A 14,603-nucleotide genomic window follows, 5' to 3' on the forward strand; every position below is an offset into this window, starting at 1 on the left:
TATGAAAATAGATAACAATCAATTATTAAGGTTTACCACCGCTGGAAGTGTCGATGATGGTAAAAGCACACTCATAGGAAGGCTTCTCTATGACTCTAAATCAATATTTGAGGATCAATTAGAAGCAATTGAAAGTACCAGTTTAAGAAAAGGCCACGAAGGTGTGGATTTGGCCTTATTCACAGATGGATTAAAAGATGAACGCGAGCAGGGGATAACAATTGATGTCGCCTACCGCTACTTCACCACCCCAAAGAGAAAATTCATAATTGCCGATACTCCTGGCCATATTCAATACACAAGGAACATGGTTACTGGTGCATCTACCGCGAATGCTGCCATTATTTTGGTAGATGCTAGACACGGAGTCATTGAACAGACAAAAAGGCACTCCTTTATTGCCTCATTATTACAGATTCCACATTTAGTAGTCTGTATCAATAAAATGGATTTGGTTGACTTTAAAGAAGAAGCTTATGATAAAATTGTCAAAGAGTTTCAAGATTTTTCTTCAAAATTACTAGTTAAAGATGTCAGGTTCATTCCAATTAGTGCACTTTTAGGTGATAACGTGGTCAATCGATCAAAAAATATGTCTTGGTTTAACGGCGCGCCCCTTCTCCATACTTTGGAGACTATCCATATAAGCAGTGATTTCAACAGTGTGGATGCCCGATTCCCGGTTCAAACTGTACTTCGCCCCCAACGTGAAGGGTTCATTGATTATAGAGGTTATGCAGGTAGAATTGCAAGCGGGATATTTAGACCGGGCGATGAAATTACGGTAATGCCGTCTGGGTTCACTTCAAAAATCAAAACAGTAGAGGGACCTAAAGGAAAAATTGATGAGGCCTATGCGCCCATGTCCATTTCAATTACCTTGGAAGATGATATCGATATCAGTCGCGGTGATATGATTGTTCGGTCGAACAACCAGCCTAAACCCGTTCAGGATTTGGAAGCAATGATTTGCTGGATGAATAACGCCCCGGCTAGGCCGAGAGCAAAGTATACCATTCGACATACTACAAATGAACAGACCGCAATGATTACAGAAATATTATATAAGATAGATATTCAGACATTAGGTAGAAACTTTGAGGACAAACAAATAAACATGAACGATATTTGTAAGGTAAAGATTAGAACCACCAAACCTCTAATGATAGATTCATATAGGGAAAATAGAAGCACAGGTAATTTGATTTTAATAGATGAGACTACCAATGAAACAGTGGCAGCTGGTATGATTATCTAGACGAGCAATCTTATAAGAGAAATGCTATTTTTTAAATATCTCAAGCAAATATGCAACTAACGGATTTATTTGGAAATACATCGTGTTATCAAATACAATCTTGGTTCTTGACATCTTGTTTTGTTATTTGGAAGCATCGTTTTAGCTTTAAAAGGTGTTGCCATTTAAGTTATCTTAGCTGCTTTAATTCATTAAATTAAAATGAGTGTAAGAATTTTTAAGGAACTTACTTTTAATAAAAAGATTTTTTTTGAAATCCAGATGGAAACTCTAATTCCATATTTGCTTTTTTTTGGATTGATGCTACTATTGTTTTCTCTAGGAGAAAATCAATTTGGTTCCATTTGACCCTGATATTGTGGCTATTATGCACTTCATATTATTTTCTTTATCATCAATAAGGGAAATATCATATTTGAAAGAGACAATGAAAGGACGACATAATGGAAGTGATGCAGTATTTACTAATATCATTCAAAAAAACTGATAAAATTCCGGTGATAAAGAAATACGTTTAGCCTTTTGTAAAAAAGAAAAGTGATGAAAAACAGTGTGATTTTGGTCTTATTAAATTTTACAAGATTATGAAATTGAAATTCATCTTTATTGCGATTCTATTGGCAATTGACCAAATATTCATACGATTCAAGATTGGTTTTATTAGTTTTGATAGACTTTTAGAGTTCATCTTCTTTTTTATTCTATTTAAAGACTTCGTGTTTGAACTTAAAGTAAATTCTTTTTTTAGAAAATGGTGTAGGATAATTGTTTGCCTTGCAGCAATTCAATTATTGTTCAAACTTTATTTATCTATTATAGGAGAACTGGAATTTCAATTTGTCTATACCCCCCTAATCAAGAGTTTTTCCTTTATAGTGTTTTCGTTCTTATTTTTAATTCTAGCAAAAGAAGGGGTTAAATATTTGAATATCATTGTGCTAATACATTTATTCATTCTCGTATTTGCCTTTTTACAACATCCTTTGTCTCCAATTGCGGATCAAATGTTGGAGATAAAAAAATTGCTCTATGTAAGTGCTGAATCAGAAAGAATAGCTCAAGATTTGAAAAGGGAAGGAACTTATATCACTGGTGGTTATGGGGACAGATTTAGACTTGCAGGTCCATTTGCAAATACCATAAATTTCTCATATTTCGCATTTAGCAGCTTTGCCCTTAATTTATTTCTCTTTATAAAATATAAGAGGAAGCAATATTTGTTTTTACTAATCGTCTTATTTATTGCCTCTATCCTCTCACAAACGCGTTCACTATTACTAGCCGAATCATTTCTGATTTTCGGATACCTGTTTTTCGCTCCCTTTAAAAAACACTTCTTCTATAAAATAGCTATTGTTTTGGGAGCGTTAATTTTATCATTAAGTATTTACACAGCTGGCGATGTTCTTTTTAAAGGTGGTTCTAGCAGAATTACCTCAATTAGTGCCAACGGACATTCTGATTCAAGACCATTGTTATGGATTACGGCATTTTACGCTGTTGCCAGCAATCCTTTTGGTCTTACCCAAGCCAACTATCAAATCGCAAGGGAAGAAATGTTTCGGATTTTTGGAAATCCCGATATTCTATATCTTTGGCCACATAATGGCGCAATCAATATTGGTTTTCATTATACGTTCTTCGGTTATATAATATTTGTTTTCTTAGTCTCATTGCTACTGAAAAACATAAATAATATCGAGAACAAGAAACTAGTGATATTTTTTAAAATTGCTCTTATTGGCTATGTGATTCATACGAGTTTTCATAACAATTTCATTCTTGAATCTGATTATACATTTTTAATGATATTAATGCTAATTCCCTTTAGCTTAAACAATGAAAAAAGTGCAAGAGACAATGTACTGAAATGGAAATACTTACGTTCAAGTAGCACAACACACCTCACTACCAAGGAATCATAACGAAATTACATGAGTCGTAAAAAAATCAAAGTTCTATTTGTTATACCATCATTACGAGCAGGAGGGGCGGAAAGAGTCATGTCATATGTTTCACAAAATCTCAATCCAAATTTATTTGACACCACTCTGCTGGTCATTGGTCATAGAAAGGATACCTCATATACTCTAGACCGAACCAACGTAGTCTTTTTGAAAAAAAACCGGGTATTGTTTTCGTTCCTTCCCATCTTTTTTTTTCTAAAAAAACATCAACCCCATATCGTAATAAGTGCCATCGGTCATGTTAATGCCTTAATGGGTTTGGAGTCTATTTTTTTTAGGAGAATAATCTTTGTAGGGAGGGAAGTAAACGTAATAAGTGTTTTGTCAAAAATTCAACCTTCTAAAAAATGGTATGCCTTTCTTAATTTAACAAAACACACATACAAACTACTAGATATCATTTTATGTCAGTCGCGGGATATGGCTGATGACATGAGAATTAACTTTGACGTTCCTCTTGAAAAAATACGAATTGTAAATAATCCAATATCTGATGAATTTTATCCAAAAGAGGAATACCCAATTAACCTTGTACCCAAATTTGTGACAGTGGGTAGTCTGGTGGAAAGAAAAGGACATAAAAGAATTCTGAACGCGCTCCTAAATTATGATGGGGCATATGAATATATGATTATTGGTAATGGAAGTATGGCTGATGAAATTTTAGATTATGCGGCGGAAAAAGGAATGAAAGAGAATATAACCCACATCCCATTTACAAAAAATGTGGCTGATTACCTTAAAAAAGCGGATGTGTTCTTACAAGGTTCCTTCGTAGAAGGATTCCCCAATGCACTTCTTGAAAGTTGTGCCACTGGCACACCTGTTATAGCTTTTAAAGCCAAAGGGGGAATAAATGAAATTGTGGAAAATGGAATAAATGGGTACATCGTTGAAAATGAAATGGAATTTACCGATAAACTCAGCCTACTTCTCTCTAAAAAATTAAACCCCAAACAGGTTAGTTTTACGGTATTCCAAAAATTCAGCAGTTCCAAAATTTTGAAACAATATGAGACTTTATTTTTAGAAGCATTACAACAATAGATTATGAAAGGTTCCACAATCAACCAATTCCATAGAAAACCGAAAGGAGCAGTAACCTCTATATTGAAACAACTATTGTGCGTTGGAAGTCAGAAAAAGTATCGGTAATGAAAAGTTGTTTTTAAACCCCACAAAAAAATATACATGAAAGTATTACATTTCATAAATTCACTTTCAGCAGGTGGTGCAGAACGTTTATTAGTGGATTTAGTTCTACGTTTGAACAAAAAAGGTATTAAAACCGATATTTTGATGATAAAAGGTGGTGACTCTCCTTTTTTGGAAAAATTGAGTTCGGATATGGATATCAAGGTAATGGAACTGACTGGAAAAGGAAGTGTTTATAACCCTTCTCACATCCTCAAACTCAACGCCTATTTTAATCTGTATGATGTTGTACACGTACATCTGTTTCCTGCATTGTATTGGAGTGGTATCTTTAACTTCTTTAAAAAAAAGAACTTTCATCTGGTTTTCACTGAACACAATACGACCAACAGACGTAGGGAAATTTCCTTATTCAAGTTTTTCGATAAACTGATATATGGAAGGTATGATAGAATAATTACCATTTCGAATTCCGTTGACGAAACACTTAAATCACATCTAGTTAATCATCATAGTAAAATTGTGAAAATCTACAATGGGATTGATTTAGATGAAATAGCTGTGGCAAAACCTTATGGCAAAAATGAAATTGGGTGTAAGGAAAGTGATGTCCTCATCATGCAGGTATCTAGTTTTACACCTCAAAAAGACCAATCAACGCTTATCAAATCATTACAACATTTACCTGATCAATTTAAACTAGTACTAGTTGGGGGCGGTCCGTTAAAAGCGGAGAATTTAGATTATGTCAAAAAACAGGACTTATCTGAACGAGTGATTTTCCTTGGTATTAGAAACGACGTTCCAAGATTGCTCAAAACGGTTGATGTTGTTGTATTAAGCTCTCTCTTTGAAGGACTATCCCTAGCGAGTGTGGAAGGTTTGGCCTCCGGAAAGCCATTTATAAGCTCAAATGTACCAGGCCTCACTGAAGTTGTGGAAAATGCAGGATTGATGTTTCAATCTAAAAACCATAAGGAATTGGCACAGTTAATACAATCCCTTATTGATAACCGTGAATTCTATATGAAAACAGTAGCTAAGTGTCAAGAAAGGGCCAAAATGTATGACATTCGTTTTATGACTAACAACTATATAAGACTTTATAAAGAGCTTTCATTTAAAAAGAAAAAACTATAAAATTTTTGTGTAAAAATTATTCTATAGATATGAACAAGAAAATAATGATTATCGCTTCACTTTCGTACTCGTTGATTCATTTTAGAGGTGATTTCATTGAAGCCTTAGTCAAATCAGGATTCAAGGTCTTTGGTGTTGCCCCTGAAATATCTCTCGAAGTTGCCAAAGGGTTAGAAAGAATTGGTGGAACTCCATTGGAAATTCAACTTGATGGGACGGGTTTGAACCCCTTCAAAGATTATAGGACCATAAAACAGCTTAAACGGCTCATTATAAAACATGAGATTGATTTAGTATTTCCATATACTATTAAACCTGTAGTCTATGGGTCCATTGCTGCAGCTATGTACAATATTCCCACAGTTTCATTGATAACAGGTTTGGGGTTCACATTTAGCGGGGCTTCAACAAAAGCCAATTTGTTACAACAGGTAACGAAACGGCTTTACCGTTATGCCTTAAGGAAGAACGAATTAGTCATTTTCCAAAATGAAGACGACTTAAAACTATTCCATTCGAAACGAATTCTTTCAAAAAAACAGAATACCGCAATTGTCAATGGTTCTGGAGTAAATCTAGACCGCTATCCATTTCGTATACAATCTGTGGAAGGGCCTACGGTCAAATTCATAATAGTGGCCAGATTGATTATGGAAAAAGGCATTCATCTTTTTTTGAGTGCGGCAAAAAAACTGAAAAAAGAATTTCCTAAAGCTGAATTTCACATTATAGGTGCTGAATCCAATACGCCATCAGGAATAAAAGTAGAGCAATTGACCCAGATGCATAAGGAAGGTACCATTGTTTTCCATGGCAGTAGTGACAAAGTTCCCGAGTTTTTAGAGAGAATGGACGTTTTTGTGCTACCCACCTACTACCGCGAAGGAGTTCCTCGCTCAATATTGGAAGCTCTCTCGATTGGAATGCCTATCATAACAACCGACACACCAGGTTGTAAAGAGACTGTTATCATGAAAGAGAATGGATTTTTAATTACTCCTAAAAGTCTTGAATCTTTAGTTGAAGCATGTCGTTATTTTCTTGAAAATCCTTCTTCTGTTGAACAAATGGGCAAACAAAGTAGGAACTTAGCAGAGAAAATATTTGATGTTAACTTAATCAACCGAGCTTTGGTAACTCATATCAATAGAACTATAGCCAAATAAGAAATCTAAAATCTGATTAAGAATTAAGGCTTAGCCATATCTTAGCCCATTATCGCATCTACGATAACAGAAAAGCAGCTAATCTAAACACTCTTTAAATAGTTTGAAGAGGTTTTCTATTTCGGACTTTTAGTTATAAACAGTTTGTATTTTTAATGTAAGTGCAATTGGGCGAAATAATTTACTTTTAAAAGTACTTTGCTTGTTGGGGGAATGTTTTTGTGTAATTTTATTTCCGAATTAGAGTACCAAGACATCTATATAATTAGTTGATACAAAGCTTTTTTAAACCTACTTTTTAATCATGTATCGAATTTTGATTAAACCATTTTTTGATTACTTATTCACGTTACTTCTTTTGTTTATCTTCCTCCCCCTTTTGATACTTTTGACAATTTTACTGTATATCAATAATGATGGAAAGCCCTTCTTTTTTCAACAAAGAGGTGGTAAAGGACAGAGTATCTTCAAAATAATCAAATTTCGAACCATGAATGATAAAAAAGATATTAATGGGCAATTATTACCAGATGGCGAACGTTTAACTAAATTAGGTGCTTTGGTCAGAAAAACATCTTTTGACGAGTTACCACAATTGTTTAACATTTTGAAAGGGGAAATGAGCTTGGTTGGTCCAAGACCTTTGACTGCTGTATATCTTGATATTTACGATGATTTTCAAAAACAAAGACATAACGTAAAACCTGGTATTACTGGTTGGGCTCAAGTTAATGGCAGAAATAACCTTAGTTGGAGTCAAAAATTCAAACTTGATGTTTGGTATGTTGAAAACTCCAATTTTTTCCTAGACTTAAGAATATTTCTTTTAACAATGGTTAAATTTTTTAAGTTCTCGGACGTGAACATGGATGGACAAGCTACAGCGGTAGCTTTCAACGGAAAAAATTAATAAAGTAAATCTAATTAAAGTAAAAGTTAATAAAATTAATTTAACAAAAAACAAATTAATAAAATGGAGTTTATAACAGACTTAAAATTGCGTACGAACGATCCTATAGAGGCTGCTGAAATTGTTAAACAGGGGCTGAAGAATTTCAAAGTAATTAAGATTGTACCTGAGTGGTACCTTGGTGATTTAAGAGCATTTTATGACACTCTTATTGATAATGTAGGAGAACCTTTTTCTATTGGTGAAGATTTTACCAACAAGGAGGTGGTATCTACTGGTGAAAAATGGTTAGAAATTAGATACGATGCTGACATACCAGACATGGCTGCTTATCGTCATAGTAAAAATGCTCAACCCCTACATACAGATGGTGCTTACGCTACTCCTTGCCCAGACATCATGGCTTTTTATTGTATCAATAAAGCTATTCAAGGCGGTGCTACCACTTTTATTGATGGTCCTGTACTTGTTGACTTTATGAAAGAAAATGCACCAGAATTGTTGGATAGAGTTTTAAATTCAGAAGAGCTACATTACAGTAAGGCGGAAAAGTCTAGAAAACAAAAGATTATTGAAATTGGAAGCGATGGTGAAATCCGTTTTAACTTTAATTACTATTGTATAGACCCCAACGAATCAGAAGAGAACAAAAAATTAAACCAAGATTTTTTCGATTTTTTACAATCATATGTAGCCCACTCCCACATGGCTAAAAAGGTAGTTTTAAATCCTGGAGAAGGCGTATTGTGGTGGGACGATAAGGTTATTCATGGGAGAACATCTTACGAGGCTAAAAAAACCAATGATCGTTTTATTTGGAAAACCGGTTTCAATTGGAAAGACTAAAAAACCAATTGGGGCTTAGTGCTGTTTCTTTAGGCACTATGAGATTTCATGATAAATCACTTACTACGAATCAGGTTGTAAGGCTTATTGAAAATAGTTATGACATTGGTATAACAACTCATCATTCTTCCTTTGAATATAGTTCGTATGAATTATATACCAAAGCACTAAAATCAGTTCGCCACAGAACTGATATCAAACATATCGTAAAATTATCGTCTCCGCATTTTGAGGATGATGGGTTTTCAACTGAAATATTAGTTGAAAGAGTTGAAAATCAATTGAGAGCATTAAATATTGAACAAATAGATGTATTGCAATGGCTAGTACGCTCAAAGCCAATCAATGATAAGGACAGGCTAGCAATTCTTGAAAATCAAAAAATAGAAATAAAGGCTTGTCTATCTAAGCTTAAGCAACAAGGTAAAGTTAAATCAATTTTTAGTTTCCCTTATTCCCCTGTCTTTGCAAAAGCAGCAACGAAGCTAGAAGAAGTCGATGGGATTATTTCTTATCTAAATAGCGAGGAATTGGAATATACACATTATGCAAAGGAATTTCCATTTATTGCCATTAGACCTTTTTTCGCAGGAAAGTTGATTCAAGGGGATGGAATAAATCGCGATAAAAAAATCCGCAAATGCCTTGATTTTGTTAGAGGCCATGATGCTGTACTTACACAAATTGTTGGAATAAATAGTCTTAAACAGTTAGATGTTTTTAGTGCTTATAATGATTAATAAGGGTGAGTTCCAAAAGAAAGAAAAACTCTGTTTATATACAGTAACATAATTTTTGTCTTCATTTAGCCATAAATCTTGAAGATGGACAAAAGATTAAAAAAAAGCACCTCATTTTTTACCTGAAGTATTAAGATTATAACATAAGATTAATCAATGCTCAACTTTAAACAAGTATTTGATCAGTACATAACCAAAGTATTACGAATCTCAAACTTTGTTAGCTGTAAACAGATAGAGACTTATACAAATATCCCATAGATTTACCCAAAAATGTATGTTCGTACGAACCAATTTATAATTGAAAGAAAAAACATTAAGAAATAAATAGATTTGAAAATGATATTTTCATATACAAGTTAAAGCATCATTAATGAAAACAGTAATGATTTTGGGAGGAGTAAAAGGGGTTGGTAAAGAAATCCTTATTTCCTGTTTGAAGAAGGGTTACAATGTTTCTTTTTGTGGTCGAAATGCCAAACTAGGCAAAGAAATCATAAAATCATCAGAAGCAGAAAATCGACTTTATTTTCACCAGTTAGATTTAAACAAAATTGATGAACTCAAAAATTATCATGATGAAACCTTAAAAAGGTTTGGAAAAATTGATGCTTTGATTTTATATGCAGGAATCACGCCCGTTGCTTCCATTTTAGATACTGAAGAAGATATTTATGATAGTGTTTTTAACGTTAATCTTAAGGCACCATTCTTTTTATTGAAATACGTTTTAAAATCTATGGTCGAAAATCAATCAGGATCTATAGTATTTTTTGGATCGTCCCATATGGATTATGGCCAGGAAGACAGAGCAGCCTATGCCTTAACAAAAAGTACTCTTTACACTTTATCAACGCATATTGCCCATCACTATGCAAAATATGGTGTTCGGTCAAATTACCTGGTCATGGGTTGGACGAATACAGAGGGTGAAGTCGAATTAAGGGCCAATGAAGGGATTAGTGAAGAAGATTTGAAAAATAAAGCAAAAGGAATCATACCAATGGGTCGAATGCTGAATCCCAATGACCCCATACCCGCAGTTCTATATTTTATTTCTGATGAATCTGCGATGACCACAGGTTCTCTAATTAGAATTACAGGTGGTGAATATATTTAATTGATTATGCAAGCTCAACTCGTTTTTTATGCTGACAATGAATTATTAGAAGGTCCAATTTTTGATTATGGGAATAGTTTACTCTATTTTGTATCTATTTTTGACGGCTTGGTTTATTGCTATGAACCCTCCACAAAAAAAATACTGAGTGTAAAATTAGATTCCCCGGTTAGTAATATTTATATAAAAGATAAAAAAAACGTCTTGGCGGCATCCAAGAATGGTTTTTATGAAATAAACTTTAATACCTTACAAGCAAAATTTACTTTTCAAATTGAAATTGATGACAATGCACGATTTAATGATGGTATCGAAGATGCGGTAGGTCGGTTGCTTATTGGTACCATGGGTTATCCAGAAATTATTCCAAATCTTGGAAAAGTTTTTTCATTTTATAAAGGACAATACAAGATTATTATTGAAAATACCGATATTTCAAATGGTCTTGCATTCTCTAAAGATAATTCATTACTCTATTTTATTGATACACCTTCAAAAAAAGTAGCCAAATATTCTTATGATATGAACAGTGGTGATGTCAAATTTGAAGATTATATTATTGAGTTTAAAGAAAATGGAAGTCCAGATGGCATGTGTAGGGATGGCGATGGTAATCTTTGGATTGCTGAATGGGGAGGAGCATGTTTATCTCTTTGGAATCCTTCTTCTGGCAAAAAACTGAAAGTGTTGGATTTACCATGCCCTAATGTAACCTCCTGCACTTTTGATGATAAAGGAGGCTTGTACGTTACGACAGCAAAATCTGATAACCAGGACAATAATTTTGGAGGAGGATTGTTTTACTTTGAGAACAGTAATTTCTAAGAAGTATGACCCCACCATTAGTCAGTGTGATTGTTCCCATTTATAGAATAGAAGACTACCTGCCTAAGTGCATCGAAAGTCTTTTGAACCAGTCCTTTTCGAACTTTGAGTTGATTTTGGTAGATGATGGTAGTCCAGACAATTGCCCTACTATATGTGACAAATACGCCCAAAAAGATACTAGAATAAAAGTCGTTCATAAAGAAAACGGAGGATTGTTAAGTGCAAGAAAAACTGGTCTTACGAACGCTAAGGGAAAGTATGTTTCTTATGTAGACGGAGACGATTGGGTGGACAAATACTACCTAGATGTCTTATTCAAACTAGCAGAAGTCAACTCTTCAGACCTTGTGGTAACGGGCCATTTCCGGGAATTTGATGGTAAAATAGAAACTATTAAACCTCACTATACAGGCATTTTTGATGAAGCGGAAATACAATCCTCAATACTTCCAAAAATAATATATAATGGTCGCTTTTGTGAACACGAAGTGTCAACTTATGTTTGGAACAAACTTTTTAGGCGAGATTTACTCATGGAAGTGCTTTTTGATGTACCCAATGAGATAATCATGGGCGAGGATGCTGCGATAACCTATGCCTATCTAGCAAGATCAAAAAAACTTACCATAAGTAAAATCCCTCTTTATTATTATAGACAACGTCACGATTCAATAGTTAAATCTATTGAGAATCCGACAATGGAATATTATAGGTTGGGACTGCTAATGAATTTTCTAAAGAAAAAACTTGGCCCAGTACTCCAAGAGAACAATTTGAATAGGCAACTATTGTATTATCTTTATTCCCAAATTTTGGTACGATCTGGCGGGATGATTTATGATGATTCTGAAAAGGTATTTTTTAACCCGTTTTTAAATGTGGAACAAAATTCTAAAGTTGTTGTATATAGTTCGGGGTCTTTTGGGCAACATATACTTTCGACCAATGCCAAAACCAAGTTTTTTCAGATTATCAAATGGATAGACGTAGACTACCACGAACTGAAGGTGGGAGGAAATTTTGTTAAACCACTCAGCTCAATTGATAATGAAGAGTTTGACTTCTTAATCATAGCTACAATTAATCCTTCGAGCTATGAATCTATTAAATCGGAATTAGCTCTAATGAATATTGATGAAAAAAAGATTGTGAAAATCAATACAGATGAAGACCAAATCAAAGAGCTCTTGGTATATTTGGGATTTAACGATGACTTTGGTTATCATTTGAACTAAACAGAGATACAATCAAATTAGATTTTACAAAATCCTTTAATGCATCAAATAAATGAGTAAAAAACTTATAATATTAGGAGGCAACCCTGAAACAGGGGTTCTAGTGGATATTGCAAACTCAATGGGTATTCATACCATTGTTATTGATCCCAACCCTAATGCCCCAGCTAAAAAAAATGCCGCAGAAACCTTTGATATAGATGGTTTTGATATTGACAAGATTGTCGCAGTAGCAAGGAAAATAGATGTAGATGGTGTCTTGGTTGGAGTTGCCGATATTCTAGTCAAACCTTATCGAGAAATCTGCGAAAGATTAGGAGTCCATTGTTATGCCAACGAAAAAACCATTGAGGCATTTTGTAGCAAGGATGGTTACAAAAGGTATTGTGACGAATTCGGTGTTCAAGACATTCCTGGAATATATTTGACAAGAGATTCAGAAGTAAAAAAACCAAATAATGTAGATTTCCCATTAATGGTAAAACCTGTTGACAGTGGTGGCGGAGTTGGCATGAAGATTTGCCGTGACCAAGAAGACTATATAGCTACTGTTGAAAATGTATTGAAATTTTCAAAAAAGGGAGTCGTCCTAGTCGAGAAATACATGGACTCACACTGTGACGATATGGCCGTCTATTATACCTTCAAAGATGGAATTCCATACCTCTCGGCAACTTATGATAGGTATCTTACTAGATTACAAGGAGATTCGAGCCCAATTGCCATTGGAACTGTCTACCCCTCAACATATACAGACTTGTTCGTAAAAGACGTGCATCCTAAACTATGCGAAATGTTCAAGGGTCTCGACATTCAAACCGGTGTGCTTAATGTACAGTTCTTTGTGGAAAACAACGTATTTTATAGCTATGACCCAGGATTTCGTTTACAAGGAGAGGCACCTCATATACACTTAGCACATATCAATGGGTTTGACCACCGGAAAATGCTTATTAACTACGCCTTGACCGGAGTATTTGGCGATACGGATTTTTCTGAAAAAAATGACTATATGCTAAAAGGTGGTGCGGCCTGTTCTGTTTGGGTTCTATTAAAAGGTGGAAAAATTGAAACCATTGAAGGATTGGAAGCCATAAAATCTCATAAGAATGTCAATTTTGTTGTGGAAAGGTTTAAAGTTGGTGATACTGTCAAAGAAGAATGGATTGGAACAGAAAGGCAGGTACTATATAGAATTTACACTGCTGGTGACTCAATTTTTGGTATTAATCAAACCATTCAAGATATAAAAGATAGTCTTAAAGTTACGGACCCTAATGGAAACGATATGGTTATCGAATGGTTAAAACCATGGAATACAGATGATTATATTTTCAATTAATACAAGTTTTACTTGAGAGTGTTTAAGAAGTCATAGAAACCTTTTCAATCTCAATTTCAACCTTAAATAAAGTCTTTATTAAAATCAACGTGATGCAAAATATTTTAGAAAAGTTCAGTTTGACGGAAAAAAAAGCAATAGTGGTAGGCGGTGCAGGAGATCTTGGAAAATCCATAGTAGAGGCTATATGTGAGGCTGGGGCACAGACTGTGGTTATAGATCTTGATGACAGATTATTCCAGATTTGCGAAGAATTCAATAATAATGGACTAAATGTAAATCCAATAAAGGCAGATGTTAGCAAAATTTCAGAGATAAAAGATTCATATGAAAAAGCCTTGTCACTTTTAGGTGGAAAAGTAGATATTTTAGTCAACTCTGCAGGTATTCAAAGAAGGTATCCTAGTGAGGATTTTCCTGAAGACGAATGGAGTAAAGTAATCGCTATAAATCTAGATGCTACTTTTTATTATTGTAAATATGCAGGTAAGACCATGATTGAAAATGGTGGAGGTAAAATTATAAACATTGCTTCTCTAATGAGTTTTCTTGGTGGAATTACAATTCCCGCTTACGCAGCCTCTAAAGGCGGCGTTGGGCAATTGACAAAAGCGCTATCCAATGACTGGGGTTCAAAAGGCATTTGTGTCAATGCAATCGCTCCTGGTTATATGGATACTCAGTTGAATACCGCTCTGATCAATGATAAAAAACGTACCGATGAGGTATTCATGAGGGTGCCCATGAAAAGGTGGGGTAACGGCGAGGATTTAAAAGGATTAACTGTGTTTTTGGCATCCGCAGCAAGTGATTATGTTACAGGAACTATTATACCTGTGGATGGTGGGTATTTGGGAAGATAAATAGATTTTCAATTCGGTAATTTAGATTTAACT

13 protein-coding genes are annotated in these 14,603 nt (G+C 34.4%); all 13 read left to right on the forward strand.

The genetic code is table 11. From position 1 onward, the window contains the following. The first annotated feature begins 1 nt into the window (after nt 1). The 13 genes from RM706_RS12365 to RM706_RS12425 all read left to right on the forward strand — a co-directional run bounded on the left by RM706_RS12365 (nt 2) and on the right by RM706_RS12425 (nt 14,570). A complete protein-coding gene (locus RM706_RS12365; protein ID WP_311351945.1) occupies nt 2–1,258 on the forward strand; it encodes a sulfate adenylyltransferase subunit 1 in 1,257 nt (418 codons plus the stop codon). 584 nt (nt 1,259–1,842) lie between these two features. Beyond that, a complete protein-coding gene (locus tag RM706_RS12370; protein WP_311351947.1) occupies nt 1,843–3,183 on the forward strand; it encodes an O-antigen ligase family protein in 1,341 nt (446 codons plus the stop codon). A 9-nt stretch (nt 3,184–3,192) separates the two neighbouring features. Beyond that, a complete protein-coding gene (locus tag RM706_RS12375; RefSeq protein WP_311351949.1) occupies nt 3,193–4,272 on the forward strand; it encodes a glycosyltransferase in 1,080 nt (359 codons plus the stop codon). A gap of 144 nt (nt 4,273–4,416) precedes the next feature. Further along, a complete protein-coding gene (locus tag RM706_RS12380; RefSeq protein ID WP_311351951.1) occupies nt 4,417–5,520 on the forward strand; it encodes a glycosyltransferase in 1,104 nt (367 codons plus the stop codon). Between the two features lie 29 nt (nt 5,521–5,549). Beyond that, the gene (locus tag RM706_RS12385) at nt 5,550–6,686 is read left to right on the forward strand and encodes a glycosyltransferase family 4 protein (RefSeq protein WP_311351953.1); all 1,137 of its coding nucleotides are present in this window, start codon (nt 5,550–5,552) and stop codon (nt 6,684–6,686) included. A 304-nt stretch (nt 6,687–6,990) separates the two neighbouring features. After that, entirely contained in the window at nt 6,991–7,596 is a 606-nt protein-coding gene (locus tag RM706_RS12390) for a sugar transferase (protein WP_311351954.1), read from the forward strand. Nucleotides 7,597–7,659: 63 nt separating this feature from the next. Next, the gene (locus RM706_RS12395; protein WP_311351956.1) at nt 7,660–8,442 is read left to right on the forward strand and encodes a TauD/TfdA family dioxygenase; all 783 of its coding nucleotides are present in this window, start codon (nt 7,660–7,662) and stop codon (nt 8,440–8,442) included. Next, nucleotides 8,430–9,182, forward strand: coding sequence for an aldo/keto reductase (locus RM706_RS12400; protein ID WP_311351958.1), 753 nt, complete (start codon nt 8,430–8,432; stop codon nt 9,180–9,182). The genes RM706_RS12395 and RM706_RS12400 overlap by 13 nt, the downstream gene beginning before the upstream one ends. 373 nt (nt 9,183–9,555) lie before the next feature. Continuing rightward, entirely contained in the window at nt 9,556–10,302 is a 747-nt protein-coding gene (locus tag RM706_RS12405) for an SDR family NAD(P)-dependent oxidoreductase (protein ID WP_311351960.1), read from the forward strand. Nucleotides 10,303–10,308: 6 nt separating this feature from the next. Next, on the forward strand, nt 10,309–11,127 hold the full coding sequence (locus RM706_RS12410; protein ID WP_311351962.1) for an SMP-30/gluconolactonase/LRE family protein: 819 nt from the start codon (nt 10,309–10,311) through the stop codon (nt 11,125–11,127). A 5-nt stretch (nt 11,128–11,132) separates the two neighbouring features. Beyond that, entirely contained in the window at nt 11,133–12,365 is a 1,233-nt protein-coding gene (locus RM706_RS12415; RefSeq protein WP_311351964.1) for a glycosyltransferase family 2 protein, read from the forward strand. A gap of 52 nt (nt 12,366–12,417) precedes the next feature. Continuing rightward, nucleotides 12,418–13,707, forward strand: a complete 1,290-nt coding sequence (locus tag RM706_RS12420) for an ATP-grasp domain-containing protein (protein ID WP_311351965.1) — start codon at nt 12,418–12,420, stop codon at nt 13,705–13,707. Between the two features lie 92 nt (nt 13,708–13,799). Continuing rightward, the gene (locus RM706_RS12425; RefSeq protein ID WP_311351967.1) at nt 13,800–14,570 is read left to right on the forward strand and encodes an SDR family oxidoreductase; all 771 of its coding nucleotides are present in this window, start codon (nt 13,800–13,802) and stop codon (nt 14,568–14,570) included. The last annotated feature ends 33 nt before the right edge of the window (nt 14,571–14,603 follow it).

The sequence above is a fragment of the Croceitalea rosinachiae genome (genome assembly GCF_031846445.1).
In the GTDB taxonomy this organism is placed as follows: domain Bacteria; phylum Bacteroidota; class Bacteroidia; order Flavobacteriales; family Flavobacteriaceae; genus Croceitalea; species Croceitalea rosinachiae.

Excerpts from the sequence above, each read along its gene's own strand:
- RM706_RS12405 (WP_311351960.1), top strand. The coding sequence starts at position 9,556 with ATGAAAACAGTAATGATTTTGGGAGGAGTAAAAGGGGTTGGTAAAGAA.
- RM706_RS12365 (WP_311351945.1), top strand. The coding sequence starts at position 2 with ATGAAAATAGATAACAATCAATTATTAAGGTTTACCACCGCTGGAAGT.
- RM706_RS12375 (WP_311351949.1), top strand. The coding sequence starts at position 3,193 with ATGAGTCGTAAAAAAATCAAAGTTCTATTTGTTATACCATCATTACGA.
- RM706_RS12385 (WP_311351953.1), top strand. The coding sequence starts at position 5,550 with ATGAACAAGAAAATAATGATTATCGCTTCACTTTCGTACTCGTTGATT.
- RM706_RS12425 (WP_311351967.1), top strand. The coding sequence starts at position 13,800 with ATGCAAAATATTTTAGAAAAGTTCAGTTTGACGGAAAAAAAAGCAATA.
- RM706_RS12370 (WP_311351947.1), top strand. The coding sequence starts at position 1,843 with ATGAAATTGAAATTCATCTTTATTGCGATTCTATTGGCAATTGACCAA.
- RM706_RS12380 (WP_311351951.1), top strand. The coding sequence starts at position 4,417 with ATGAAAGTATTACATTTCATAAATTCACTTTCAGCAGGTGGTGCAGAA.
- RM706_RS12415 (WP_311351964.1), top strand. The coding sequence starts at position 11,133 with ATGACCCCACCATTAGTCAGTGTGATTGTTCCCATTTATAGAATAGAA.
- RM706_RS12410 (WP_311351962.1), top strand. The coding sequence starts at position 10,309 with ATGCAAGCTCAACTCGTTTTTTATGCTGACAATGAATTATTAGAAGGT.
- RM706_RS12420 (WP_311351965.1), top strand. The coding sequence starts at position 12,418 with ATGAGTAAAAAACTTATAATATTAGGAGGCAACCCTGAAACAGGGGTT.
- RM706_RS12395 (WP_311351956.1), top strand. The coding sequence starts at position 7,660 with ATGGAGTTTATAACAGACTTAAAATTGCGTACGAACGATCCTATAGAG.
- RM706_RS12390 (WP_311351954.1), top strand. The coding sequence starts at position 6,991 with ATGTATCGAATTTTGATTAAACCATTTTTTGATTACTTATTCACGTTA.